24 protein-coding genes are annotated in these 25736 nt (G+C 41.6%); 2 read left to right on the top strand and 22 right to left on the bottom strand.

The window, feature by feature from the left end; genetic code table 11:
• Window positions 1-2: 2 nt before the first annotated feature.
• From Q7U33_RS05700 to Q7U33_RS05735, 8 genes are all read right to left on the bottom strand, one after another.
• Window positions 3-479, bottom strand: coding sequence for a DUF1924 domain-containing protein (locus Q7U33_RS05700; protein ID WP_304858660.1), 477 nt, complete (start codon window positions 477-479; stop codon window positions 3-5).
• 28 nt (window positions 480-507) lie between these two features.
• Window positions 508-1488, bottom strand: coding sequence for a YncE family protein (locus Q7U33_RS05705; protein WP_304858661.1), 981 nt, complete (start codon window positions 1486-1488; stop codon window positions 508-510).
• 8 nt (window positions 1489-1496) lie between these two features.
• Window positions 1497-2063, bottom strand: a complete 567-nt coding sequence (locus Q7U33_RS05710) for a c-type cytochrome (RefSeq protein WP_304858662.1) — start codon at window positions 2061-2063, stop codon at window positions 1497-1499.
• A 139-nt stretch (window positions 2064-2202) separates the two neighbouring features.
• Window positions 2203-3828: a quinoprotein dehydrogenase-associated putative ABC transporter substrate-binding protein gene (locus Q7U33_RS05715; RefSeq protein WP_304858663.1), complete on the bottom strand. Its 1626-nt coding sequence runs from the start codon at window positions 3826-3828 to the stop codon at window positions 2203-2205.
• Window positions 3829-4053: 225 nt separating this feature from the next.
• Complete coding sequence (locus Q7U33_RS05720) at window positions 4054-5958, bottom strand: PQQ-dependent dehydrogenase, methanol/ethanol family (protein ID WP_304858664.1); 1905 nt, start codon at window positions 5956-5958, stop codon at window positions 4054-4056.
• A 219-nt stretch (window positions 5959-6177) separates the two neighbouring features.
• Window positions 6178-7020: a tetratricopeptide repeat protein gene (locus tag Q7U33_RS05725; protein WP_304858665.1), complete on the bottom strand. Its 843-nt coding sequence runs from the start codon at window positions 7018-7020 to the stop codon at window positions 6178-6180.
• A 100-nt stretch (window positions 7021-7120) separates the two neighbouring features.
• Window positions 7121-7762 carry a response regulator transcription factor gene (locus Q7U33_RS05730; protein WP_304858666.1) on the bottom strand — a complete coding sequence of 214 codons (642 nt, stop codon included), beginning with the start codon at window positions 7760-7762 and terminating at the stop codon, window positions 7121-7123.
• The gene (locus tag Q7U33_RS05735) at window positions 7762-9114 is read right to left on the bottom strand and encodes an ATP-binding protein (RefSeq protein WP_304858667.1); all 1353 of its coding nucleotides are present in this window, start codon (window positions 9112-9114) and stop codon (window positions 7762-7764) included. Before Q7U33_RS05735 ends, Q7U33_RS05730 begins: the two co-directional genes overlap by 1 nt.
• 539 nt (window positions 9115-9653) lie before the next feature.
• Between Q7U33_RS05735 and Q7U33_RS05740 the strand changes: the two genes are divergently transcribed.
• The gene (locus tag Q7U33_RS05740) at window positions 9654-11864 is read left to right on the top strand and encodes a TonB-dependent receptor domain-containing protein (protein ID WP_304858668.1); all 2211 of its coding nucleotides are present in this window, start codon (window positions 9654-9656) and stop codon (window positions 11862-11864) included.
• Between the two features lie 161 nt (window positions 11865-12025).
• Here the strand turns inward: Q7U33_RS05740 and Q7U33_RS05745 are convergent, their stop codons facing one another.
• From Q7U33_RS05745 to Q7U33_RS05770, 6 genes are read right to left on the bottom strand one after another with little or no spacing between them, the layout of a single operon-like run.
• Complete coding sequence (locus Q7U33_RS05745) at window positions 12026-12964, bottom strand: vWA domain-containing protein (RefSeq protein WP_304858669.1); 939 nt, start codon at window positions 12962-12964, stop codon at window positions 12026-12028.
• A complete protein-coding gene (locus tag Q7U33_RS05750) occupies window positions 12961-13497 on the bottom strand; it encodes a hypothetical protein (RefSeq protein WP_304858670.1) in 537 nt (178 codons plus the stop codon). Before Q7U33_RS05750 ends, Q7U33_RS05745 begins: the two co-directional genes overlap by 4 nt.
• Entirely contained in the window at window positions 13482-14459 is a 978-nt protein-coding gene (locus tag Q7U33_RS05755) for a vWA domain-containing protein (RefSeq protein WP_304858671.1), read from the bottom strand. The genes Q7U33_RS05750 and Q7U33_RS05755 overlap by 16 nt, the downstream gene beginning before the upstream one ends.
• Window positions 14459-15376, bottom strand: coding sequence for a nonribosomal peptide synthetase MxaA (locus Q7U33_RS05760; RefSeq protein WP_304858672.1), 918 nt, complete (start codon window positions 15374-15376; stop codon window positions 14459-14461). Before Q7U33_RS05760 ends, Q7U33_RS05755 begins: the two co-directional genes overlap by 1 nt.
• Window positions 15377-15418: 42 nt before the next feature.
• Window positions 15419-16279, bottom strand: a complete 861-nt coding sequence (locus tag Q7U33_RS05765; RefSeq protein WP_304858673.1) for a DUF58 domain-containing protein — start codon at window positions 16277-16279, stop codon at window positions 15419-15421.
• On the bottom strand, window positions 16276-17319 hold the full coding sequence (locus Q7U33_RS05770; RefSeq protein WP_019899180.1) for a MoxR family ATPase: 1044 nt from the start codon (window positions 17317-17319) through the stop codon (window positions 16276-16278). Before Q7U33_RS05770 ends, Q7U33_RS05765 begins: the two co-directional genes overlap by 4 nt.
• A 281-nt stretch (window positions 17320-17600) precedes the next feature.
• Between Q7U33_RS05770 and Q7U33_RS05775 the strand changes: the two genes are divergently transcribed.
• Window positions 17601-19067 carry a PLP-dependent aminotransferase family protein gene (locus tag Q7U33_RS05775; protein WP_304858674.1) on the top strand — a complete coding sequence of 489 codons (1467 nt, stop codon included), beginning with the start codon at window positions 17601-17603 and terminating at the stop codon, window positions 19065-19067.
• 211 nt (window positions 19068-19278) lie between these two features.
• Here Q7U33_RS05775 and Q7U33_RS05780 read toward each other — a convergent pair whose 3' ends face one another.
• From Q7U33_RS05780 to Q7U33_RS05815, 8 genes are all read right to left on the bottom strand, one after another.
• The gene (locus Q7U33_RS05780; protein ID WP_304858675.1) at window positions 19279-19788 is read right to left on the bottom strand and encodes an SRPBCC family protein; all 510 of its coding nucleotides are present in this window, start codon (window positions 19786-19788) and stop codon (window positions 19279-19281) included.
• Complete coding sequence (locus tag Q7U33_RS05785; RefSeq protein WP_304858676.1) at window positions 19785-20795, bottom strand: vWA domain-containing protein; 1011 nt, start codon at window positions 20793-20795, stop codon at window positions 19785-19787. The genes Q7U33_RS05780 and Q7U33_RS05785 overlap by 4 nt, the downstream gene beginning before the upstream one ends.
• Window positions 20792-21358, bottom strand: coding sequence for a hypothetical protein (locus Q7U33_RS05790; RefSeq protein ID WP_304858677.1), 567 nt, complete (start codon window positions 21356-21358; stop codon window positions 20792-20794). The genes Q7U33_RS05785 and Q7U33_RS05790 overlap by 4 nt, the downstream gene beginning before the upstream one ends.
• Window positions 21343-22338: a vWA domain-containing protein gene (locus Q7U33_RS05795; protein WP_304858678.1), complete on the bottom strand. Its 996-nt coding sequence runs from the start codon at window positions 22336-22338 to the stop codon at window positions 21343-21345. Before Q7U33_RS05795 ends, Q7U33_RS05790 begins: the two co-directional genes overlap by 16 nt.
• Before the next feature lie 27 nt (window positions 22339-22365).
• Window positions 22366-23301, bottom strand: a complete 936-nt coding sequence (locus Q7U33_RS05800) for a hypothetical protein (RefSeq protein ID WP_304858679.1) — start codon at window positions 23299-23301, stop codon at window positions 22366-22368.
• 2 nt (window positions 23302-23303) lie between these two features.
• Window positions 23304-24128 carry a DUF58 domain-containing protein gene (locus Q7U33_RS05805; RefSeq protein ID WP_304858680.1) on the bottom strand — a complete coding sequence of 275 codons (825 nt, stop codon included), beginning with the start codon at window positions 24126-24128 and terminating at the stop codon, window positions 23304-23306.
• 74 nt (window positions 24129-24202) lie between these two features.
• A complete protein-coding gene (locus Q7U33_RS05810; protein ID WP_304858681.1) occupies window positions 24203-25228 on the bottom strand; it encodes a MoxR family ATPase in 1026 nt (341 codons plus the stop codon).
• Window positions 25229-25382: 154 nt separating this feature from the next.
• Window positions 25383-25658 (bottom strand): methanol dehydrogenase [cytochrome c] subunit, encoded by a 276-nt coding sequence (locus Q7U33_RS05815; protein WP_019899192.1) that lies wholly within the window; start codon window positions 25656-25658, stop codon window positions 25383-25385.
• Window positions 25659-25736: the final 78 nt, after the last annotated feature.

Genomic DNA, 25736 nt, shown 5'->3' on the forward strand with positions numbered 1-25736 from the left:
TGTTATTTTTTGCTCGGTGTTTTTTCAGTTAACAAGTAAGCAATATAGTTAGCTTTTTCTTGTGGTGAACAATCACTGCCAACTACTTCATTACAATGTTTAGTAAAGTTCTTCTCCACTTCACGCGTTGATTGGAAACGCTTTTTATTAGCATGTGGTGATAATGGTTTTATCGGCTTGCCAGTCACAATATGCTTGCCAGCATCGGCTGGATTTGCGGTATGGCATGATGCACATGCTATTGCTTTACCTGGCGCGTTCACATCCCCTTTAAATTGAATCACCTCACGATTGAAAAATGCCTTACCCTCTTCCGCAGATGGGCCTGCATAGGATGGGTCAGCCGTTTTGGCTACAGCTGCATATTTATCTGCTATTTTCTGCGCAGTGGCTACATCAGCAGATGCACTGAGAGAAAATATGCCTAATAGCGCGGCCAATAAGTAATGCCCTGATTTCATAGAATGACTTAACTTCATAAAGTGCTCCTTGATTTTAAAAATATGATTAATTGGTAATGTTGCCAATAAACTGACCAAAAGCGCGGCTTTGTGAGCCTGTGGGAATTGAGCTTATTTTTTTGTTGGTTTTTGCGTCAATGACAGAAACTGCGTTATCCATCCAACTTGCGACATATACACGACTACTTTTTGCATCAAAGGCAATGCCTTCAGGAAAACCATCAACTGGGATGGTGGCGATGACTTTTCTTGCCACTGTATCAATGACGGAAACTGTGTCGGCACCAGTATTAGTGACATAAGCTAGGGTGCCATCTGCATTGGTCGTCACGCAATAGGGGTGCTCGCCTACTGATATGGTTGCAATGACGATGTCTTTTCTTGTATCAATCATGCTGACTGAGTTACTCTCAACATTGACGACATAAAGCGTTTTCCCATCTCCACCTAATGCAACCCCAAATGGATGTTTACCCACTGAAATTTTATTCACAAGCGTTTGGCTACGTATATCAATCACACCAATATCGTCACTATCACGATTGGCTACATACAAGGTTGCGCCCTCACGGCTCACTACCATACCAGACGGTGCTTTTCCTATTGCGACTTCACCCGTCTGCTTGAGTGTAGTGGTATCGAACACAAGCACTTGATCATGAAACCAATCTGCCACAAAAAGTTGACCGCCACTTTTACTTAAAGTAATACCAACAGGGGCAATGGTCAGCTTGATTTCACTTAAGACTAGATTGGTTTTCATGTCGATGACAGAAATAGAACGACCTTCAACATTTGACACATATAGCTTATTGTCTATGTCATCAATCGCCACCCCAACTGGGGCTTTAGATGTCACGATTGTTGAAATTACCTGATTGGTCATCAGTGAGATGACAGACACTGAATTTTCGCCCTGATTAGTAATATAAGCACGAGGTTCAGCATCTGCCGTATTCATGACACATAAAAAAAGACCGCCGGTGATCACTGGCAAGCTTTTGATTAACACCCTAAAGATTGGCATGAACTCAATTACCAATCAGCTCTTGATGGGTCACCGCGATAGATAGAGCGCAAGAATGTCACGATTCTCCACACTTCATCATCTGTTTTGATAATGCCGCCGAAAGCTGGCATTGGGCCAACAACGTTTTCACGGCCTTTGCGTGTTTTACCTGTTTGTTTCATATACTCATCACTACCTAATGCAATGAGGCGGAACAAGGTATCATCATCACTACCATATACCCAAGTTTCGTTGGAGATTGGTGGGCACATACCACCGCCACCCGTGCCGCCGTGGCAGCCATTACAGCTGTTGCCCATGTAGCGCTTTTGCCCCCATTTCACCATGTCAGCATTATCTTTGTAAGGATTTTTCAACTCTCCAATCGGCGTGATCTTCACGCGCTCTAATGGTGTCATTGCATCTGCTGGTGGAGGTGGTGCATCACCTAATTTTTTCTTCTGCTGAGGAATCGCAAAGCCATCAGCACCAATTGCCTGTTCGGCCGTTGCTGGCTCATCTGCGGCTTTGGCGGTAGCAGAGAACAGGCCAAAACTGAGGGACAGAATCAACAATAAATGATGCAACTTCATATACAACCTTTCAAAAAATAATCTACTTCAAAATGTTCTTGCGACTAACATGCCATTTAACGATGAATAGCTAACTTTCATTCACGGACTAAATCCTAATAAGCATTGGGATTTAGTCCTTACACCTCATCACTAAGGGTTAAATTGATTTTTCTAACTGCACGATGGCTTTATCCGCATCGTTTTCTTTGGCAAGCATGAGTGCTGTTTTTCCATGGTCATCTTTAAACTTAGGGTTAGCGCCTGCCTTTAATAGCAATGACACAATCATGTCGTGATTAGAAAATGCTGCAATCATCAGTGGTGTTAATCCACCTGTATTTTTAGCATTTGGGTTAGCTTTATATTGCAATAAGGTTTGTGCCATTTGCTGATTGCCTTTTTTTACAGCCAGCATCAATGCATTGTACTTAGCCGCGCCCATTGCAAAGTCTGGTTTTGCGCCGTTGTCTAACATAGCGACTGCTGCATTGGCTTTGTTATTCATCACAGCCATGGCTAATGCGGTCATGTCATCACTATTCACTAAGTTGTAGTTAGCTTTATATTGCCCCATTAAGCGAAATATTTTTGGCTCGTTTGAACGCACAGCATGCATGGCTGCGGTCCAACCATCATGATCTTGTGCGTTTGGATCTGCGCCATAAGCAAGTAAACCACTGATTAAACTAATATCTCCGCTTGCTACTGCGACTATTAGAGGCGTCTTGCCTTCATCATCTCTAGCATTTACTTTTGCACCACGCTTTAACAAATACTCAACCCTTGTCGCATCGCGTGCAATTGTGGCGTTATGTAGCTCTTTATCTAAGGTAGAACCCTGTTTTAACGCTTCATCTATCAATGCTGGTAATGTTGAAATGTCAGAACTTTTAGGCACATAAGCTTTTCTTACCAATGCCTGATATGGGCCATGTGATGGAATATCACCTGAAATGACACATTCATTGCATTCGACTAACGGTACACCGTATTCATCAAATATCTGTTTGATTTTATCTTTCTCTTTGAGCATCACTGCTTCAATTTGCGCTTTTAAATCTTTAGCGTTTTTACGCATACCAATCGCTAGCGGAAACTCCATAGGTGTTTTATCTTCTAGACGATTAAGCGGTAAAATTGTGACTGGCTCTTTTTTAATGGTTTTATACCAGCCAGCCATTGGGCCCCATATCGCTGCAACATCAAATTGACCATCAAGCATTAACTGCACATCCATGTGCGGTTGTCTTTCTGGTCTTAAATCAGCATCATGCGCAATGGTGCGCACTATTGTGTTTGCACGATTCATACCATTCTCTTGTAGCACGGTACGAATTGCAGAGTGTTGAAATACGCCCACTTTGTAATCATTTAATAACTTAGGGTCTGATAGGTCTTTTATATCGATGCCTTTGTCATTTCTGTAAGCCAACACAAAGGTACTTTTATAAAGCGGTTTAGTGGTTAGCATGCGCTCATCGTCTGGGGTCATATCCATCAGAACATCACACTCGTTATTATCAAAAGTTTGGCGAGTTAGCCCCCTATTTAAGTATGGTCGATAAAAGTAAGTCACACTTTTACCCATGCCTTCTGCGATGACTTTGGCAATTTTGTTAGAAAAACCTTCTCCCTTATCGTTTGACATGGGCATATTACCTGGGTCTGCACATACTCTTAAAATGCTGTCATTGTTAGCAAATACTGTAGAGCTTGATGCCATTCCAAGCGTTAACAACGTAATGATTGGGATGACTTTTTTAGGCGCTAAATGCTTTAACATTGCTTGATAACCTCTAAAATAAAATGGTATTGGAAGATATTGCTAAAATTTTGACGATGATATTGGTGATAAATACACTTGTCTGCGCAAGCTGGTTTGTAATGAACGTATCGTTATATTCATTACAAACAAACCTAAGAAACATTTGATCAATGAAAAAATCAGCAGGCAATGCTTAAGCACCACCTACTGATTTATTTAAATCAACTTCTGTTTAACAAACCATTAATCAACACGGAAAGTGAACAATGTGCCGCCTTGAGGAATCTTATCAAGACCAGTTGCTTTAGCCATTGCTGTTGCACCAATTGCACCGTACTTGTCATCCATATCTAGGCCTGCTGTTACTGGTAAACCAATCCAGCCACCGATACCTGTCCATACAGACACATATTGTTTGCCTTTTACTTTGTAAGTGATTGGGTTGCCGATAATGCCTGATGCCAATTTACGTTGCCATAACACTTTGCCTGTTTTACGATCAACAGCACGGAAATCACCGCCTAATGATCCGTAGAATGCTAAGCCACCATCAGTCACCAACACACCACTCCAGTTTGGATATGGATCTGATACTTCCCAGATTGTTTTACCAGTCACTACGTCGAATTTTTTCAACTTACCAGTCACACCTGGTTTTTCAGGATACATATACACGTTTGCAAATACATAAACAGTACCTTGTTGTGTATGTGTACGTTCTTGTGGCTCATCTTCCATACACCAGTTATTTGTTGGGACATAGAACAAGTTTGGTTCTTTTGGATCAACTGCTGCTGGTTGTTGATCTTTACCACCCATTGCAGATGGACAAGCTTGTGTATTTACATCACGATCAAATGGTGAATGCTCTTTAACTTTAACAGGACGACCTGATTTCAAGTCAACTTTTTCAGCCCAGTTTACAGTCACAAACTTATGAGCACGTAACAATGTACCGTCTTTACGATCTAACACATACGCAAAACCATTACGGTCGAAGTTCACTAAAGCATCATGTTTTTTACCGTCAACAACCAAGTTGTCTACCAAGATGTTTTCGTTTACACCGTCATAATCCCATTGGTCAAATGGTGTTTTTTGGTATGCCCAAACCATTTCACCAGTATCTACCTTACGCGCCATAATAGTCATAGACCATTTATTGTCGTATTTACCTACATTGGTTTTTGGATCAGGTGTGTTACATTTTTCATGCGTTAAGTTTGCACCTGTTTCACCGCAGCGGTAAGCTGGAGACCAGTGACCTGGATTACCTGTACCTGCGTACATAATGCGTAATTTTGGATCATAGCTAAACCATGCCCAAGGTGCACCGCCACCAATTTTCCACTCATCGCCTGGGTAAGTTAAACCAGTGTTTTGGCCATATAAACCATAATGTGGATTCGCTTTATTGGTTTCTGGTGTCATACATAGGTCTTTATCTGAACCTGTGCTGTGACATTTCCACACTTCTTTACCTGTTTTTAGATCATAGGCAACAGTACGACCACGTGCAGCAAAATCATCACCACCAAAACCAGCAATCACTAAACCTTCAGCCACCATTGCAGGGCCTGAGTGTGTTTCACCTTTTTCTGGGAACGCATGCTTAGTTACCCAAATTTCTTTACCTGTGGCAGCATCCAGTGCAATCAAGAAGCCATCCAAGGTATGGAACACCACTTTACCATCAGCGTAGTTCAAACCACGGTTGATCGTATCGCAACATGCACGTGGCACTGCTGATTCATCACGGTCAGTTTTTTTGGTGTAGTTCCAAATTTGTTTTGGATGATCAGGATCAGATAAATCTAGCGCTTGCACAATATTTGGCCAACCTGAAACCATATACATCATGGTTTTACCATTATGCTCAACGACCACTGGCTGACCTTCATGACCACGTAATGTGCCTGAAGATTGTGACCAGATCATTTGTAGGTCTTTTACGTTTTTAGTATTGATATCTTTTAACTGGCTATGACGATGCAAAGCTAAGTTTTGGCCTGGTGCCGCCCACATATTGTGATCTTTACTGCGCTTGATGATTTCTTCATTTGCAGACGCCTGACCTACCATCCCTATAAATGCCAAAGCACCTAAAGCTAGTAAACCTGAGCGTAATGTAAAGTTTGGTTGTTTCATACATCCCCCATTGATTCGGTTATTAGGAACTACTGCATATCCAACGTGTTACATCTAGTTACATGTTGATTACGTGTTAGCACTATAGGCAAAGTTGCGTTGCAGTACATGAGAAGAGTTCCTGCGTATAGTCGGGATAAAATCCTGCATGGACTGGGATATTAAAATAAAAAAAGCCATCGTTAGATGGCCTTAATATGGAGACTATAAAGATATTAATTATTTTAATTTCAATGGGTTAGCCTCTGATATTATGATGGGACTAGCTTTAACCCATTGAGAAGCAAGCAACTTACCTTGTGCAATTTGCTCTGGCGTCGCGACCTTCAGTAACGCATCACGCTCTTGAACTGCCGCGCCATGTCCATCGCGACCTGCGACATCAAACAAAGCATATGAAAGTGCATTATTCTTTATGACGCCACGGCCATCTCTATACATTTGTGCAAGGGCATATTGCGCTTTCATGTGGCCCTGCTCTGCGGATTTTTGAGTCCATTTAGCCGCTTCTTTTTCACTTTTAGGTACACCCCGTCCTTCAGCGCATATCTGTCCATAAACCAACTGGGCTTTAAAGTGATTTTGTTCAGCCGCCTTGCGATACCACTTTGCTGCTACCTTATCATCCTTCTTTACGCCCCGACCTATGGTATAGATTCTACCCAAGGCAAATTGGGAAAGTACATGTCCTTTTTCAGCCGCTTTGTTAAACCATGAGGCAGACTTCTCATCACTTCTTGCAACGCCCTGTCCCTGTGCGTACATCACACCCAAGTTATACTGAGAATCTAAGTCACCTTGCAACGCAGCTTTTTCATACCAAAGCGCTGCATCTACGTAACTTTGCTTCACTCCCTGACCTTCGTCATACATCATGCCTACAATGTGTTGCGACTTAACATCACCATTTTTAGCTAATGGTAAAAACTCTTGCATCGCTTTAGTGTAATCATGGCTTAGCATCGCAGCCTTACCTTCATCAAACCCAGCAAAGGTAAGATGACTAGACAATAAAAACAGCAATGTCAGAGGTAATTTCCGCAACGAAAAAGATTGATTCATATAACGTCCTTATACAAAATTAGGGTAACTGCCGAAAATTAATCGGTAAAACTTGTGATGGTGGTGGTAACTCAAGGGATCAATCTAAAAATATCTTAGCTTAACTCTCTATCACGCCATGACGCATTGCCAATCTGACCAACTCTACTGGACTAGATATTCCGAGCTTTTGCTTTAATAAGGTTTGATAGTTCGCCACTGTTTTTTGGCTAATTTTGAGCGTTAACGCGATATCTTCAACATTGCTACCTTCTGCTAGCATCCGAAAAACCTCAAATTCTCTAGCAGATAAGCGCTGTGTAGGATCTTCGCCACCAGACATTGTTTGTAATACGATATTTTGTGCAACTGACGGACTTAGGTAACCTCTACCAGCAGAAGCCTCTTTAACTGCACGGACCAAATCATCAGCTGCGCCAGACTTTGCAACATAACAACGCGCACCAGCAGATAATGCCTGTGATGCAAATGCAGCGTTCTCATGCATCGAAAAAATAACAATTCGTGCTGATGGGTAACGCGTCAGAATTCTTCTTAACGACTCTAGCCCACCCATCCCTGGCATCGACATGTCCATCACTAAAACATCCGGCAAATGCTCACCATACAACTGATATGCCTGCTCCCCACTATCTGCCTCTGCTACTACATGCATGCCTGTGTTTTGCTCTAGCAAACGCCTCAGACCTGACCGTACAACGGCATGGTCATCCACCAACACAATACGAATACCAATACTCATCACATTACTTTCTTTTTAAATGGCAACTTCGCTTGAATTTGCACACCAAAACCAACTCGGCTGTTGAGTTCAAAATGACCGCCCAGCCCCTGCACGCGCTCTCGCATACCAGCAACACCAAAGCCCGATGAAACCAATTTTGGATTAAACCCTTTGCCATTATCTTCCACACTTAATATGAGTTCGTCAGATTCTCGGTGAAGACTCACGACGACTTTAGTAGCATCTGAATGTCGCGCAATATTCGTTAAACACTCTTGAACAATTCGATATATTGCAATCGTCACAGTCTCATCAGCACCGACAAAATCACCTGAGAGCGATACATCTACTGCAATACTGCGGTTTCTTTGCACCCAAGTATCAATTAAATCTTGTAAGGCTGCTTTAAGTCCAAGCTCGTCTAAGCTGCCAGGTCTTAGGCGTTGCAACATGCCGTGGACGATATTCATCATTTGCCTTGCCACCACATCAATCGCTTTGGCACTTTCACGCGCATCGTCAATCGTTTTAGCATGTAAAATTGTGGAAGCATCAATATGAATAGCGGTTAAATGCTGCCCAACTTCATCGTGCAAATCTCGAGCTAGGCTTTTTCGCTCATCCTCTTGCAAGCTAATCATTTGTTGCGTTAGTTGATGGTTACTTTTAATACTGTTTTGCAGCGTTTCGGCCATTGCATTAAATTTACCGCTTATGTCGGTCAGTTCAGGCAAGGTAAAGCTTGGCAAACGTGAATCTAAGTTGCCTTGCTCTAGCTCCGACAATGCAACCAACACACGATTAACTGGGCGAAGCGCTCGCCCAACTGCCCAATAAATCATTGCGTTTACCACGACGAAAAAGATGGACACCAATACCAATATCCCTAGTATGTCACTCCAGATTTCTGCAATCTCATAAGATGGGTCAGGCGTAACAACTAACTCACCTAATATTCTTCCATTAGCAAATATTTGTCTTTTAATGGGAGGCATCGTCTCAGAAACGGCATCCATTGCGTTTAAAAACCATGGGGGGGCAGGCCACTCATCTACTTTAGCTACAGGGCGATTACTATCTCTAAGGTTCCCTCTGGCATCAAAAAAGTCAATGCGCAAATGACGCACATTCTCAAGACTTTGCAATCTAAATATTGATGCCCTGTTAGGATTAACGCCGTTTAACCACACATAATCTGAGGTGTAGTGCAGAATCTCAGCATCTAATAGGTGCAGTGCTAACAATGCTGTTGACTCCACCTCCGCACGTACATCGTCACGTGCGTTGCGAATCATCAACAATGCACCAATCAACATGACTAACAATAGCAATGCTGTAATGATTAGATTAAGTCTGAGTTTAAGATTCATATGAGTTGAAGATTAAGTTACCGATGCATTTTAATGAGATTTTCAAAAACAGATACAGGAGAAACTCCCGAACTATAAAAAAAAGCCACGTAGTTTTGGCTACATGGCTTAAAAGGTACTTATCTAGCTAATTTGGAGATTAACTGGTGCCCAGTTTAACAATAACAATATCAATGCTCCTAGGGAGTTATACCACTTTAAACTTGGGATTTTATCCCTTTGTAATCAACTCATTCATCACCTATTAAAATCATCGACAAACGAAGAGTATCAAGCTATACAGCCGTAGCTTTAAAATGAAAAAAATACTACGGATCTGAAATTGACCACTCCTAGTATAGGACTAATCTAAAATTCAATTAGCACACTTATCATTTTATTATTTTTATGTATTTATCTCCTTATTATCAATCTTACTAAAAACACATTTTGTAAACATAGGGATTTTTTCCTATATGTCAGCGTGAATATGTTCATCTATTTGCATGTATTTTTAGCTGGATAATTCAACCTCTCATGTAAATCCGAGGTTTATTATTATGATGTTTAAAAAGAAAGTATTAGCTACCCTAATTCCGCTTGTATTTATACAACCAGTGTACGCGGACGAAACTAAAGAAGCGATTAAGTTAGACAAAGTGGAAGTAACAGGTATTTTGCCTGAGAAATTAGAGTCAGTGCCTGGCTCTTTCGATATTGTCAGTGAAAAAGAACTTGAAGCAAGCCGCCCCTTCTCAATTAAAGAAGCACTAAGTAACGTACCAGGTGTGAATGTCGTACAAAATGAAGACCCATTAGGTTTAGCACAAAATATTGGTATCCGCGGTATGGATCCACGCCGTACCTCACGCACACTGTTACTTGAAGATGGTATGCCCTTATTCTTAGCTCCTTATGGCGACCCTTCCTCTCACTATATTCCTATGCTAGACCGTGTTAGCCGTATTGAAGTCGTTAAAGGCTCAGGTCAAGTACTTTATGGCCCACAAACAGTAGGCGGCATGATTAACTTTGTGACTAAACCAGTTCCTAAAGACGGCTTGGCAGGTAGCGTATCCGCAGTGGGTGGTAATAACGACTTTTATGGCTTACATGCCAACGTAGGTTACGGCAATGAACGCGGCGGCATCATGGTCGACGCGATTAAAAAAGAAGGCGATGGTATTCGTGATAATCACGACTTTGATGTAGAGGAATACACATTAAAAGGCCAGTTAAATCTAACGGATCGTCAAACTCTAATTGCTAAACTTGGCTATTACAAAGAAGAGTCTCACGTGTCTGAAACAGGCTTGGGTGAAGTTGATTATGCAAGAGATAAATTCCAAGCGCCATCAGGCAAGAATGACTTCTTTGAACATGAGCGTAAATCTGCACAGTTACAACATATTTTCCAAATTGATGACAAAATGAAGTTATCAACTCAAGCGTACTATGCTCATTCATACCGTAGTTCATTCCGTCAGACCGATGCACCTGGTGGTTATGACGACGATGACGCTGGCGAATCAACGGGTGTTACCGTGATGGATAGATGTAGTGGTTTAGAATTGACCGAAGCTACGGCAGAGCAGTGTGGTGGTCGCCATCGCCCTAGAAGCTATAACTACTGGGGTATTGAGCCACGTTTAGATGTGAGCCATAATTTATTTGGTGTCGACAGTGATGCAGTGCTTGGTTTCCGTTACCATGAAGAAGACATTAGAAGAAGGCAGTTCCGTGGTGCTGACCCAAGATTCCAAAGTCTATCTTATGCGCAGGCTAATTCGTTATCACGTGAAGATATCGGTATCAAAGTTGAGGCTAAATCTTATTACGCACAAAACACGTTCCACGTGAATGACTGGGCCATTACACCAGGGGTGCGTATCGAAGATATTAAAATCAAGACCGATGTACGACGTGCTGATGGTGAAGTGCAAAACAACCCTGAATCTAAACTAACTAACAACCAAACTGAGGTGTTGCCTGGTTTAGGGGTTGCTTGGAATGGGATTGCCAATACGACTTTCTTTGGTGGTGTGCATAAAGGCTTTGCGCCACCACGTCCTGACCGTGATTTACGTGCTGATGGCCCTGACTCTGCTGTTGTAGATAAAACCAAACCTGAAACCAGCACTAACTGGGAAATCGGTGTGCGTTCAAACTACTTCAAAGGGGTAAGCTTCGCATCTACCTTGTTCCATACTCAATTTGACGACATTGTCGTGAATAACGGTTCTGGTGAGTTTGTGAACGGTGGTGAGTCACAGATGTCTGGCTTGGAATTGGGAGGTCGTATCGACTTTGGTACAATTTACAACACAGCGCATAATATCTATGTATTAGGTTCGTACACCAATACCTTCACAGCGAAGTTCAAGAAAGATGGTCCAGATGCTGACAGTGGTATTGTCAGTGGTGATCGTTTACCTTATGCACCACGTCATTTAGCATCTGTTAGCGTAGGTTATCAACATCCAGTAGGGTTAGACGCGCGCATTGGCGCTACTTACATCAGTAAGCAAGAAGTTGATGCTTTTGCTAGAGTGTTAGATCCAGTCGATGCTGCATTATCTGGTTTAGCTGGTGATGTGCCATCTTATACATTGTTTAACGCTTCTGTGAACTTCAAACCAGTGGGGTCTAAAGCGACTTACTTTGTGAGCGGGTATAACTTAACTGACCGTGAATACTTAGCAAGCCGTGTAGATGGTATGTCTGTTGGCCGTGGTCGTCAGGTGTTTGGTGGGATTCGTTACGACTTCTGATAATAAAAACAAGGTCGTTAATTAACGATTAGAAGTTTATGTTCTAATGAGCGTCTAAATTTTTCTAAAGATTTAGACGCTCAATTTCCATGGTAATAATTTTACCAATTCAAATTTTTAATTTCTAAAATAATAACTTTGAGAATAGTGGCTAATTTAAATTAGCGTCTAAGCATGCTTGGTATGTACGTAGCCAATATCAACATCATCGCTAGCACTAAATATATCCATCGCACTGAATATGCAGTCACAAAACTAGCAGCAGGTTTTTGCTCTTGCACATACTCATAAAACTGTGGCGTATTGCTACCTTCTATATAACTCGCTTTAATTTCCGCTGCTAACTCTTTAAGGTGCTCATCCTCAAGCTTCGATAAGTAACGATCATATTCTGCGGAAGCAACTTGAGGATCAGGCTCATCCTGACTAGTATCGGTGTAGTTCACACCACCACCTGTACTATTATTCTCCCCTGATGGCCAAAACCCCACCCATTTATTTAAGGAATTATAGCGTGGCACAGCGACATGTTCTTTGCCCCCAACACCAACGAACAGCACGTGTTTACCTATTTGTACGCCATCTAGGTTCTGCCTAATGGTTACATTAAGCTTTGGCGCTTCGTCACCATCAGTAAAGAAAAGTAGCTTTGCTGGTGTGTTTAATGAGTCAAATAAAGTAGCAGCTGCGCGCACGCCTATCGTTAATCGACTATCGCCTTTCCACGCCATACGCCATTCAATATGGTCGATGGTGTCATTAAGCACATCATAGTTTTCACACACCTCTAAAGGGTTTATCAGTAAAGCAACATTGTCTGATGCAAAAACTCCGACACTGATATGTGTACCACATGGTGATGATTCTACAATTTTAGTCATTAAGTGCTTCGTATATGCCATACGGCTGACATTTTGGTTGTTGAGTTTTACATCCTCAGCATTCATGCTTTGTGAAACATCTGCCAGTAACAGATAATTATGCACTTCCTGCTTTAATTGAATTTCAGGCTTAATTAAAGCAAGCAATAATAGTGCTGATGCCACTATGTAGAGAGCCGTTTCGTAGTTACTTTTAAACCAAGTGAATAGCTTATTCATGGCAATCCAATCGGTAGGTTGCTAAGTTCCATTGCGGACTGTTCCTTAAGCGCTATTTTTGTATTCTGGGCTAAAGTGGATTGCAACAAACTAAGGTTAAACCTTACTGAGCCCAAAGTTGGATCTAAACGTAACGATTGCTCGTAGGCCATTTTGGCTTGCGTATAGGCATACCTTGCATCATCTTGCAGCGAACCATCCTCATTCACTCGGCGAACAAGACCTAATATAAATAAATTGTTCGCGATGTTAAATTGTATTTTGGCCTGCTCAGTCATAGAGGGGTTTGTTTCCAACAATTGCCCATAAGTCTGAACTGCATGCTTATAATCTTGCTTACTCCCCTGATCATAAGCTGCTGCAAACTTTTGTTGATATGGGAAGGCGTTGTCATTAATTTGTTGATTAGTCGCAATTGCCTGATTGACCAATGAAATTTTTCTATATTGGTAAGCTTCATATATGGTCCCAATCAGACCTGCCATAAGAAGCAGCCCAAATATAAGGTTGCTGTTTTTTATGTATTTTGCCATGAGTGTACCCTTAAATTTTTAATGATTAATATAAGTAAGGCAAGTACCAATGCCATGATGATTAAGTTTTTTGAGTAGTCATGCCCTGGGACAGTCACTGTATATTGAATGACATTTTTCTCTTTTGAATCGATATACTGCAAAGCTGCTTGCAGTGTCGTTGGGTTATCTGCCTCAAATGCCTTGTACTTAATTTTAAGGCTACTAAAGTATTTATGAAGCTCAAGGCTTGTGACCTCGCCCTCTCTAAATTTTTGCTTGGTGAAAATGCTGACTTGGTCTGGCTCATGCAACACGATCCAATACAAATTTATTTTTTTATCCGTTAGTTGCTCTGCAATTTTTTGCTTAACACGAGGGCTAATTTTCCCTGCACCATCCGACAACAAAATCACTGCACGAGAGCCTGAGCTTTGAATCTTATCGAACATGGCAATACCCTCCGTTACTCCAGAGCCGATATTAGTTTGATTCAATGCCGAACTAGTAGCCGCTTTGATAGCAGAGTGAATGGCCTCTCGATTATTTGTGATTTTCACGTTATACAAAGCTGAGTTTGTAAAACTGACTACCCCCATCATGTCGTCTGGGCGTTCATTAATAAACTTGGTGATAAGACGCCTAGCAGCCGCTGATTTGATTTCGGTGGCCACACCGCTAGTAGGGTCCCCAGCAAAAGGCTTATCCATACTCACGCTACGATCAATTACCAATACCGTCTGGGCACCTTTACCAATTTTTTGTATTTTTCTCTCTGCACCTTGAGGCGATGCAAGCGCAAAAATAATACTCAATAACAGTAAAGTAATGATTGCTTTAACAATGTGATTAGCAATTTCTGAAAATCTATCTTCTGGCGCTAACGCTAGCCAAGAATACATCTGACCTTGATGACTTTTCAGCCAAAATGGCACAAATGCGAGTGGAAGTAGCAGAAGAAACCATGGGTTAAGTAATGTCATCAAACGCCCCGTTCACAATCACGTAAGCGACGACTTAATACCATTAAGTCAGCCATCAGCTGTTCACTACTTTGAGTTTTCTGTGCAAATAGCGCTTGATTAGACTGCTCAAAGAACGCTTCAATTTCTTTTGTGAGTTTCACAAATGCTGGATGTTTAGTCAAAAAGCTATTCAATTCATTTGCAAAGAGATTACTACCATGCAGTTGATTAAATGCTTGGTGCATATCACTTAGTGCTTGCTTCTCACCCTCAGCATTTTTAGGTAGTTTCTTCAGTTTTCGATGTGCTTTAGCAAAAGCGCCATTCATAAACGGCAACCAGCGCTTATCTGCGTTGATGTAAACCAAGCCTAGTAAACCAACCATTAGGATTCCAGTAAAAACAATCAGCTTATTTTTATGTTGCTGCAAATCAATTTGGGTAGGTTTAAACTGCATATGCATGTTTTCTCTTGCTTTAGTCATCCCTTTTGGGGCTAAAGAAGAAAACCAGAATTTCCAAGCAGGAAGATTAACCGACAATGCCTGCGGACCCCCAGTAAGTGCAAATTTTTCTGCTGGTAATTGCAACACGCTGGGCACAAATACTGCACTAAACACCTGATACCGCAAATCAATGTTGTACTGTATTCCCTCTTTAGAGGCTGACTGAGTAATGCTGATCTGACTTAACTCAACATCGTCATGTCTTACTCCCTTCATTGGCAATGTTTGTAGTGATAATTGATAAGGTGCCTTAACGTCTAATATAATTTTTCTAGACAATACATCACCGACTTGAATATTGTGGCTCTGTAATGGATTAATAACACTAATGATTTTAGCTTCAGATATTTTCGATTCCTGCGCGATAGCACCGTTAAAAATCGCAAACATCCCTAATAAAACATAACACTTGGTTTTAAAATTTTTCATAGATTCTTAATATCTTTTTTAAGGTGTGTGCAAAAGCCTTACTTAGCCCATAAATTGTTCAAAATACTCAGACATCAATTCAGCATTAAAGGACTCTTTCAGGTAAATTGGCTGGTAATCAAAACTTGCGAAGATGTTTTCCAACTGTTCTTTACGTTTCATAAACACTGCTTCAAATTGCTTTCTCACTGAATCTCTAAAGAAAATGCTGCGACTCATTCCTGTTTCGGGGTCTAGCATGTTGCCAAACCCAAACTTAGGCAGCTTTTTATACTCCTGATCATCCCAAAGCACTACTGGAACAATTTGATGCACAGACATTGCGTTGAGTGCCTGCTCAAGCAGTTCTAATGGCATGTGAAAATCAGAAATCCAAAATACCAACCCACGATGCTGACTAAGATATTGCGGCACTTCTAGAATGCCATCAGCATCAATATGCATCTGTTTGTAATTTTTTAACTGATCAATCAATTCAAAAGATTGGTATACGTGATGACTTAAAGGCAAAGTAAAATCTTCAAGCACTTCATGGTTGTAGCCTATGAAGCTAAATACATCCCCAGCATTAAACGCTGAATAAGCGACAGATGCAGCGACTTCCATTGCCAAATCAAGCTTACGCACATATCCCTTATACTGCATTGAGCTTGAGCAGTCGCATACGGCAAAAATAGGCGTCGTATTATCCTGATTGAACAACTTAACTTGTATCTGCTCATAAGGGTCTCGCAAGGTCTGACGTAAATCCATGCGCCTAGCATCCGGATGATCAATCAGCGAGACGTTACCCCTGTATTCAAACCCTAATCCGCGCTGGGAGCCTCGGTGATCACCAGCATGAATGCTGCTGGACTTCCAGGGGATTTGATATGAGAATGGTTTGGCGTATGCTGGAATCATGCTGCTTTAGCCTGTGCTGGTACAGCAACAGTGTTTAATATCTGTGTTGTAAACTCACGCGCCAACTGAGTTCTGCGGTTCTCATACATAGAGTTAAATACTAGTCTATGTGCAATTAACTCATGAAACACGGCATGAATATCTTCAGGATACAAACTATCTCGATTCATCAACCATGCATTGACACGAGCCGCCTTAAGTAGCATACCCATGCCACGAGGACTAGCACCTGTATGGACTAAACGATTCACATCAACGCTGTCCATTTTTATGCCAAATTTGGCTGGTGACTGAGTGGATTCCCATAAGTCGATTGCGTAATCTTCCAGCGTTGGGCTTGATTTGATGTGGCTTTGTAGCGTATCTGAAAATTGATTGAGTTGATCAAACTGCAGTACATTAGACTCTACTTGCTTGGTCAGGTTTTCAGCGTGTTGGAACTTCACATTGAACATGAGTGATTTTCTTAATTCGCGATCCTCTGGAATCTCAATCGGTATTTCCATCATAAATCTGTCACGTGCTGCTGATGGAATTTCAAAGGTTTCATTTTTTTCAACCTGATTTCTATCTGCAAACACTACCATATGTGGCAGCCGGTATTCTTTTTTGAAGGCACTAATATGTCGCTCTGCCATCACGCGCAACATTAGGGCATGTACTTGTGGTCTGGCCCGATTGATTTCATTAAAAAAGAAAACAGATAAATTTTCACCTGCGCGTAGTAAAGGACCTTCATCAATTTTTGGCCTACCATCTTCACCTAAATATGTGTGATAAATTAAATCGTTCGGCATTAAGTCTACCGTACCTTCAATTCGCTCATAAGCACCGCCAATACATCGTGCAATAGACTGTAACAATGTGGTTTTGCCCACACCTACGCCACCTTCCAGCAATACATGACCACGCGCAAAAATGGCAATATTCATTAACCTAATGGCTTTATCTTGGCCGACGATAACTTTTTTAACTTCATTTTCTAGCTTTAAAGCATGATTACGCCAGTCTGTTAATTGATGATCTAGTGGTGGTGACATGAGTATTCCTTTACTAACCATTGTTGTTAAAAGGTTCAATGAGTGGAACCAAGTTAAGGGTTACAAAACTTTCAATTTCGTTGTAACAAGTAGTGAATGCAATGTAACAGAATGTAAAAACCAAAGAACCATCCAGTTTAAATAAGCTAACTGGTCCAGTAGAATTTAGAGTTACAATATGGTTTACATCAGCCAGTTTTCTGTAAATTTCGGTTGATTACAGCCGTTTTTTGTTTTTCCAATGCGTTTTATCAGCTAAATAATGTTGTAAAGGATAAGAAATGCTTCGCTCATGGAGTCTCAACTTAACGATTACGCACACTTCTGGATTAGCTGTTTATTTGCAAATTGCACAACAAATTATTGATGAAATTCAAAGAGGTAGGCTTGCACCGTCAACTGCAATGCCGGGCACAAGGGATTTATCTGAAAAACTCAAGGTAAATAGAAAAACCGTTGTGCTGGCATATGATGAACTGATTGCTCAAGGCTGGCTTACCACACAAAGCAGAAGGGGTACTTTTGTTTCTGCTGACTTACCTAACTTCACTGCCTTGGAAAGTGCCAGCCAAGTAAACGACAAGATAGCTTCTAGCTCAGAAGATACAACAGGTACGCAAACTTTATATCAAACATCTTCTGCTAGTACGATTGATTTCAACGACGGGATTCCAGATACACGTTTGATTCCTTGCGATACGCTTTCGCGTGCATTTAGGCATATATTACTCGGCCCCAAAAAAGCCAATAAGCTTGGGTATGGTGACCCAAGAGGCTCCATAGCGTTACGCCAAGCCATTGCGACCATGCTCAATATGGAAAGAGGTCTTAATGTTGATGAAAATAAAGTTTGTACTACACGCGGTAGCCAAATGGGGATTTTTTTGGCTGCTCGCGTTTTAACCAAGCATGATGATTATGTCGTTGTGGAAGATTTAAGTTACCCACCTGCAAGGGAAGCATTCCAGTCATGTGGTGCAAAAATCCTGACCGTAGGTCAGGATAAATATGGCATAGATGTGGTCGCACTTGAAAAACTGTGCAGAAAATTCCCCATTAAAGCCATTTACGTCACTCCTCACCATCAGTTTCCTACCACCGTCATTATGACTGCAGAACGTAGACTAAAACTACTCATGCTTGCCAAGCAATATGATTTCACCATTGTAGAAGATGACTACGACCACGAGTTTCACTTTTCGCATCGCCCAGTATTTCCACTGGCAAGCACCAATCATGGTGATAGAGTTATCTATGTAGGATCACTATCCAAGGTGCTCGCGCCTGGGCTACGCGTTGGATATCTCGTTGCATCAAAAGCATTTATTGATCAGTGTGCGCATGAGGTGATGTTAATTGATAGACAAGGCAACTCAATCACCGAGTTAGTGGTTGCAGAGTTGATGATCTCTGGCGAGATTAAACGGCATATTCGCAGAACATTTAAAATTTATAACGAACGTCGGAATGTCTTAATGAATCTAGTGAATAGCCAGTTAAGTGATTTTGTAAATTTTGATGAGCCTAGCGGAGGGCTTGCATTCTGGTTACGCCTTAATCACGGCTTAAATATAAATGAGATAGAGAAAAATGCGCTAAATAAGAACGTACGCATTCTACCTGGTACGCTTTTCTCAGCCTCATCTCAAGAAGTCCATGCAATTAGACTTGGTTTTGGTAGTCTAGATGTAAAGGAGCTATCGCTAGGTATTAGAAAATTACGTGATGCCTTTTGTGAGAAAGGCTAATCTGATAGCCCTAAGAAATTAGAGGCTATCAGCTCAGATGCACTAGCTAAAATTTCAGCTAATGTTAAGGAAAGATTAAATGCAGGCATCAAATTGGTAATGCGCATTTCACTCACTCATGTCACAGATAGTTTTAAACAACTTTAACTAAATAAGCGCTTAAATTTTCCCCACCAAGAATCCTGCCCTTTTGTTGATTCTTTAGGGGATTTCACTTTTTTGGTACAGGCTTTTCTAAACCAACTAATGCGGCTTTAACATAAGCGTTGACAGCATTTAATGCAGATTCATCATCCAGACCTTTGGGAGGCTCGTTTGTTGTATCAGCACGATAATAACGCGCCACCCACATCACTTTAGAACCAGCACCATCAGCACTTACCTTGAGGCGCCCAGTCAATGAACTGACAGGTAAGGCTTTAATATCAATATCACCCAAGCGATATGAAATACTCATTTCGCTAGGTAATATTTCATCAATTTCTTCGTTAATTTTGCTACCGTTTTTTAGTACTAATGTACGCTTAAGTGGAGTTATTGACTCACATCCAACGACATCAGGATGCCAATCTTTAATCGCACATGGTTCACTTAATAGTTTCCAAACCACATCAGGTGCTGCGCCAATCAGCGCAGACTGATCAGTTTTTTGTGGGGTTGGTCCGTGTGCAATCGCTGGTGCTGCAACTGCCATCAAAATTAGTGCATATATTCTCTTCATTTTCTCTTTCTCTTAATCACACGTTGAAATAATTGGTTTAAAAAGGTAGCTGGTATAAAAAATAAAATGATTAGGCACATCGCTGGTATAGCAAACCATGGACGTAGATCAGTATCTGCCATGCGCCATACAGACATTTTCCTGCTAGAAAATGCATCATTCAGTTGATTAACCTCTTGGAGATTTATGTAGTTAAGCCTTGTTTCGTTTGCCAATTTTTTTAAACTAGCCTGATCTTGTCCAGAAAGATTGGCATGATTAATTTCTGTAGGGGCACTACCATGAGGTGCGTTTCGCCCGTGCATTCCATCTGCTTGCTGTTGTTCCATTTCCAATGCTGATTGCACTCTTGCCATGCCAAAAGTTGCATATCGTTGCACGTCATCTAACTCCCAATAGCCAGTAATATTATCTTTGTCATCTAACTTAGGAATTAAACTTGGCTTTAAACCACCAACCCCTACGATTAAACCTTTTACCTGCCCGGCTTTACCTTCAAACTTAGGCATATAGTCAGGGTTTCCGGGAGGAGCCTGATGGCCGTCAGTGATGAATGCAATATTCATTTGGTCATCAATTTTTGCAGTTTTTGCAATCGCATCAAATAAGCCATGACTAATAAAAGAGTCAGCAGCCCAAGCCATACGCCAATCTAAACGTGAAACAGTTTCATCTAATGCACTAAAATGAGTACACACCTCTAACGGATGTGTAATGGTGGTTGTGTTTCGCTCTGTAAATAAGCCTAACGCGACCCGCGAACCACATGGTAATGCACGTAATGCCTCGCGAACACCCTCTTTAGCAAACACTAAGCGGCTTAAAGAGCGTTCACTTAGCTGCATATCGCGCACGTTCATGCTTTGTGTGATGTCAAGCACAATCAACCAGTCATATACACGTTTAGGTAACTTCATGTGTGGCTGAAATAAGCAAATCACTAACAATATGATTGCAAGCAATAATGCTTTACCTCGTATATCTAGCTTATGCCACCAACTTATCATGGCATACCACGTGGAAACCCAGGAATTGATGGCCAGCCATCGGGAGGAACGCCCATGTCTTTTTCTTCCTCATCTTCTTTAGATGCTTTTCTACCCTGACTCTCTATGATGGGAGATAGCCTGAGCGCTAGTTCATAGTTGTACTTAGCATCTATCCAATCTGGTTTAAGGCGTAATGCGTCACGGTAACTTTCTTTAGCCAACGATAATAGTGGCATGGCTTTATCCCATGCTTCTAAGCCATGATCATCAAGTAGTTTAGTTGCTTGGCTTAAATAAATATTTGCGGTGTTGTAATGCGCAGATTGACCAATATTCGTATCTTTTGAATTTGTAATACTGGCATATAAAGCTAATGACTTTTGGTCGTTTGCTTTTTGTTTCCATAGATAGGCATCTGCAAAAACAGCCTCATGTGTAGTGGTATTATGTAGTCGATTGCTATTTAGATTGTCGTTATAGCGATTGGCTAAATACAAACCTCTAGCTGTCATCACAATGGTAACCATCGAAACAATGAGTACAACAACCATCAATGGCATGATGTTCAGGTGGCGCGCCATTGCTTAACCTCCGTTAAATGTAATGCAAATAAGCCACAGCCACACAACAACGCTAGCAGATAAAATAGGCTTGCTAAATTATGTCGTGGGGCTGCCTCAAAATAGCGCACAGGTTGATTTTTCAAACGTGCAATATCCGCCATTGCTGTCTCTACAGCATGTGGGCTTTCAGCCTCATAAGCTTTGTATGGCACCCCTAATGTGCTAAAAAATTGATGTAAGTGATACTCTGGATAAGCGTCCTCACGCCCCTCTTCTGGTGGCGCAGATAAGCTGGCACCATTCGCCGATCTCAGAAAAATCCAGTAAAGTGAAGCACCCTGCCTAACAAACATAGTCCGTAGCATATCTTGTGTTTTCATATCCAAATGCGCACCACCATCAGAGACTAATAAAACAACGCGGGAACCTGTCATAGGTTTTCCTTCAAAATAATCCAGCGCTAATCCCAACCCTCGCGCAATCGCAGTAAACCCCATCCCACCAGCGTCAGTTGCCTTTAAGGCAGACTTCACAGCCTCTCTGTCCCCACCTAACGGTGCGACTAAAATGGGTGATGTGCTAAACGTAACCATGCCAATTAAATCTTCATGGCCTTTATCTACAAATGTTTGTAATACACGTCGCGCCGCAGCCATTTTAGAGACACTACCTTCTGCTGGTTTATCTGCAAAGTCATCATTCATACTCGCGCTTCTATCAAGCACCATCATGATGTGAGCGCCACGACCGACCCTTTCAACCACTGGTTCTCCCCAGTAAATGCCAGCAAGAGCAAGTACCATAAACATGATGAGTAGCGACCCGAGCAAACGCCATACGCGCTCTACCCAAATTGAAAGCGTATCTTTAGGTAGGCTCAGCAAAGATGGATGTGGGAATGACTCATGTCCGCGTACAAACCAAGGGAATAATCCCAAAAGAAGCAGCATCAGTAGCAAAGGATACTCAATACCTGAATGATGAAAAAAATCGCTCATTTATACAATAATCATATATTTTAAGATTTAGATAGACTCTAAACGCATCAGTTGATGACTCAATTTTTTGAGTTGTATCAGACTTAACTTTGGCTGTTCTCCTGCAAAGAATGCAAGCTCAGAAACCAAATAAAAATGCTCAATGTCCTGCTGCATAGGTAGTAACCATGCGCAATGTTGATAAAGTAGTGACAAACGCTCTATCGTTAATGTGAATTCTGCACTGGCATCAAAAGCGCTACGCAAAATCCCCATTGCTTTAAAGGTATTTGCAATCTCAGCGCTGTTAGCTTTGCTCAATCTTTTAATCTCACGGTAAGCTCGTCTAAATGGCTGAGCCTTGCTCACTCGCAAATGAAACCAATCAAAGTGCCAAATAAAATAGACTAGTGTCAATAAAAACGTAAATGAGGCTAGCCCCAGCATTGCTACATAGATTGATATATTGTGAAGCTTAGGTTTAATATCCGCACGCAGCGCCATCGTTTCTTTATTCATCTGCGAAGGTAATACAGATGAAACCAACACTTGCGCTGGTTGAATATCAATCGCGATAGCTCGTTTCTTTTGTTTAAACTGTAAATGCAATGGTCTTAAAGCGTAGTATCTTGCCTCCTGCATCACTCTAAATACCTGCCATTCCAAAGTAATGTGGTGACGAGTATCGTTAGCAAAATCGGTTTGTTTCCAATCTGCATGCCGTAACTCTATATTGGCAGCCCCCTTACCTATGGCTGGTATTGAGGTTTCATCTAAGCGATACCCTTTTGGTGTAATCACTTCAACGGTCTGATGCGCAATATCACCAACACGGTAGCCAAGTTCCTCAACGTTGGACTTCACTAAAACCGCACGATCTTGATGTTCGATATTTTTAATTTGATCTTGCTCATCTGAGGCATTAGCGAATGAAGTGATTAAAATAAAAAGTGAGCCATATAAAGGCATACAAGCGTTCGACATTGTTAACTAGCCTCCAACATATGACGTGTCAAAGCTTCTACATCAAAGTGATCTTCAATAAAAAATGGCATGCGTGTCCCTGCCAATAAACAGCTAGAAATAATCTCTGCACGTCGGATTGCATAAGATTCCTTAATTCGCTTCACCAAGCTTGGCCTAAGAAATAACGATTGATCATTGCCTGTCTCTAAGTCACGCACGCGTGCCCACCCCCAGTTTGGAATATCACGATACTCTGCACTATCCCATAGCACGACTGGCACAACATCATGTGGTGATAGTGAGGCTAATGTCTCTTTTAGTAAGCGCTCATCTAAATGAAAGTCTGAAATTAAAAAAACTAGAGACCGTTTTCTTCTTAACTGCGTAATTGCGCGAGGCAGAGCACTGGCTCCAACCTGCGCTAAACTACTGATGTTGATTAGTTTTTCATACACCTCGTCTGCAATGCCACGTCGATACGAAGGTGCTTCAAACAAATCACTTTTCATCTCATCATCACAAGCAACCATGCCAAATGCATCTCCATTGCGTTGTGCAGACCATGCAATGGATGCTGTGATATCAGCCATCAACTGAGTTTTATTGGAATTGCCTGAAAACCGTATGGACGCAGACAAATCAAGTATGGCATACACAGCAATCGCACCACGCTCATAATAAGCACGCACCATCAGTTGCTGAGGAAATGTGCGTAAACTTGCACGTAAATCAATGCGCCTTGGATTAGTATTTTCTAAAAATGGTACATACCCACGAAAATCAGCACTTCCACCAGACGTGCGTGTAGCATGGCTACCTGGCTGTACGCTTCTAGAGCGCCACACTAGCCGATAGTAAAATTCACTGGATAAAAAATGACTCAATTGAATGATGAAACCGATTGATGAATAAAAAATACTTAAGGTGCAGATACTTGATCTAACACGCAATTAAGTAAGCGTGGCGCGATACTTTCACGGCGTAACTCATAAGCTGGCGTGAAAAATATGCGATGCGCTACCGTTTCATAAAACACCGCTCTAATATCATCAGGCGTTAGGTAGTCTCGACCCTCTAGCCATGCTCTGCACCTCGCAGCACGCATCAGCATCGCCATTCCTCTGGGGCTAGCACCTCCAGCTACTAATCTAGAAACATCAACATCTTCTAAAACAATGCCTACTTCACTTGGCGCGCGTAATGCACGCCACAAGTTAACGGCATAATCCTGCAAAGCTAACTCCGCACGAACGCTAGACTGAATTGCATCAGACACCTCATTAAGTGCAGCATATGGCACTAACCCAGCAGGTAAGCTATCAATCAAAACATCTACATTGTGAAAACGTGCGTTAAACATCAACTCACGCTGTAAGTCTCTATCATTCGGCGCTTCAACTGAGATTTCCATAAAGAAGCGATCTCTTGCAGCGGCAGGCAGCTCAAATGTTTCTTCTCGCTCTAAGCGATTTCTATCGGCAAATACAGTGAGATGAGGAAATGAGTATTCACGATTAAATGCCTGCGTGCTACGCTCAGCCATTAAGCGCAATAACAAGCTATGCGCTTGTGGCCTAGCACGGTTAATTTCGTTAAAGAAAAATACAGCTAAATTCTCTTCATGCTGCAATAAAGGACCTGGCGCAACTGCTGGCTGCCCCTTTTCATCAAGATACGCATGATATAAAAAGTCACTAGGCATTAAATCAATAGCGCCTTCAATCCGCTCATACTCGCCACCAAGCAAATGCGCCGCCGCGCGTAATAAAGTTGTTTTACCGACACCAACATCCCCCTCTAGCAATACATGACCACGGGAAAATATACTAATCGTCAACGCTCTAACTTGTTTATCTAATCCGAGCACAACGCTATTAAGTGACTGTTCAAATTGAATCGCGCGCTCACGCCACTCTGGTAAATTAATATGATTGTTAAGCATCATGTTGATTGAATATCGCTCTAAAGTTAAATAATGCTATGAATAAATGCAAAGGTGATTTCGGTAGCTTCTATCATTGGTATGTTTGCTCAGGCTCTACTGAAATAACCCTCAAAAAAGCCGATGCCATAAGACATCGGCCCGCAATCAATATTGATTAATCTACATCGTAATCAAATTTACCAGTGGCTTTTGCATTAGCAATCCGTTTGGCATTGCGTGCATCCATTGCCTGAATAGATGCTTGTTGTTTACCTACTTCTTTAGGGTCATGTTTTGGGTCGTATTTAGAACCAGCGATTTTTTCAGGGTAGCCAGGTTTAGCTTCCCAGCAATTGCCTGGTTCTTTACAGTTATGGCCGTCATATGCAAAAGCTGCGCCTGATGCAACCATTGCACTTGCGATTGCTACTAAAGTCAAAATTCGTTTCATTCAAATCTCCTTGTCATATGGTCGCTGGTGAAATTGCACTATTAACAAAACGCCACCAGTGAGCGTCTTGCTATGTTC

Source organism: Methylotenera sp. (assembly GCF_030653755.1).
GTDB lineage: Bacteria > Pseudomonadota > Gammaproteobacteria > Burkholderiales > Methylophilaceae > Methylotenera.

Excerpts from the sequence above, each read along its gene's own strand:
- Q7U33_RS05775 (WP_304858674.1), top strand. The coding sequence starts at position 17,601 with ATGCTTCGCTCATGGAGTCTCAACTTAACGATTACGCACACTTCTGGA.
- Q7U33_RS05815 (WP_019899192.1), bottom strand. The coding sequence starts at position 25,658 with ATGAAACGAATTTTGACTTTAGTAGCAATCGCAAGTGCAATGGTTGCA.
- Q7U33_RS05810 (WP_304858681.1), bottom strand. The coding sequence starts at position 25,228 with ATGATGCTTAACAATCATATTAATTTACCAGAGTGGCGTGAGCGCGCG.
- Q7U33_RS05735 (WP_304858667.1), bottom strand. The coding sequence starts at position 9,114 with ATGAATCTTAAACTCAGACTTAATCTAATCATTACAGCATTGCTATTG.
- Q7U33_RS05800 (WP_304858679.1), bottom strand. The coding sequence starts at position 23,301 with ATGTCGAACGCTTGTATGCCTTTATATGGCTCACTTTTTATTTTAATC.
- Q7U33_RS05710 (WP_304858662.1), bottom strand. The coding sequence starts at position 2,063 with ATGAAGTTGCATCATTTATTGTTGATTCTGTCCCTCAGTTTTGGCCTG.
- Q7U33_RS05770 (WP_019899180.1), bottom strand. The coding sequence starts at position 17,319 with ATGTCACCACCACTAGATCATCAATTAACAGACTGGCGTAATCATGCT.
- Q7U33_RS05700 (WP_304858660.1), bottom strand. The coding sequence starts at position 479 with ATGAAGTTAAGTCATTCTATGAAATCAGGGCATTACTTATTGGCCGCG.
- Q7U33_RS05730 (WP_304858666.1), bottom strand. The coding sequence starts at position 7,762 with ATGAGTATTGGTATTCGTATTGTGTTGGTGGATGACCATGCCGTTGTA.
- Q7U33_RS05790 (WP_304858677.1), bottom strand. The coding sequence starts at position 21,358 with ATGGCGCGCCACCTGAACATCATGCCATTGATGGTTGTTGTACTCATT.
- Q7U33_RS05750 (WP_304858670.1), bottom strand. The coding sequence starts at position 13,497 with ATGGCAAAATACATAAAAAACAGCAACCTTATATTTGGGCTGCTTCTT.
- Q7U33_RS05715 (WP_304858663.1), bottom strand. The coding sequence starts at position 3,828 with ATGTTAAAGCATTTAGCGCCTAAAAAAGTCATCCCAATCATTACGTTG.
- Q7U33_RS05795 (WP_304858678.1), bottom strand. The coding sequence starts at position 22,338 with ATGAGCGATTTTTTTCATCATTCAGGTATTGAGTATCCTTTGCTACTG.
- Q7U33_RS05760 (WP_304858672.1), bottom strand. The coding sequence starts at position 15,376 with ATGAAAAATTTTAAAACCAAGTGTTATGTTTTATTAGGGATGTTTGCG.
- Q7U33_RS05745 (WP_304858669.1), bottom strand. The coding sequence starts at position 12,964 with ATGAATAAGCTATTCACTTGGTTTAAAAGTAACTACGAAACGGCTCTC.
- Q7U33_RS05725 (WP_304858665.1), bottom strand. The coding sequence starts at position 7,020 with ATGAATCAATCTTTTTCGTTGCGGAAATTACCTCTGACATTGCTGTTT.
- Q7U33_RS05755 (WP_304858671.1), bottom strand. The coding sequence starts at position 14,459 with ATGACATTACTTAACCCATGGTTTCTTCTGCTACTTCCACTCGCATTT.
- Q7U33_RS05765 (WP_304858673.1), bottom strand. The coding sequence starts at position 16,279 with ATGATTCCAGCATACGCCAAACCATTCTCATATCAAATCCCCTGGAAG.
- Q7U33_RS05720 (WP_304858664.1), bottom strand. The coding sequence starts at position 5,958 with ATGAAACAACCAAACTTTACATTACGCTCAGGTTTACTAGCTTTAGGT.
- Q7U33_RS05740 (WP_304858668.1), top strand. The coding sequence starts at position 9,654 with ATGATGTTTAAAAAGAAAGTATTAGCTACCCTAATTCCGCTTGTATTT.
- Q7U33_RS05785 (WP_304858676.1), bottom strand. The coding sequence starts at position 20,795 with ATGATAAGTTGGTGGCATAAGCTAGATATACGAGGTAAAGCATTATTG.
- Q7U33_RS05780 (WP_304858675.1), bottom strand. The coding sequence starts at position 19,788 with ATGAAGAGAATATATGCACTAATTTTGATGGCAGTTGCAGCACCAGCG.
- Q7U33_RS05705 (WP_304858661.1), bottom strand. The coding sequence starts at position 1,488 with ATGCCAATCTTTAGGGTGTTAATCAAAAGCTTGCCAGTGATCACCGGC.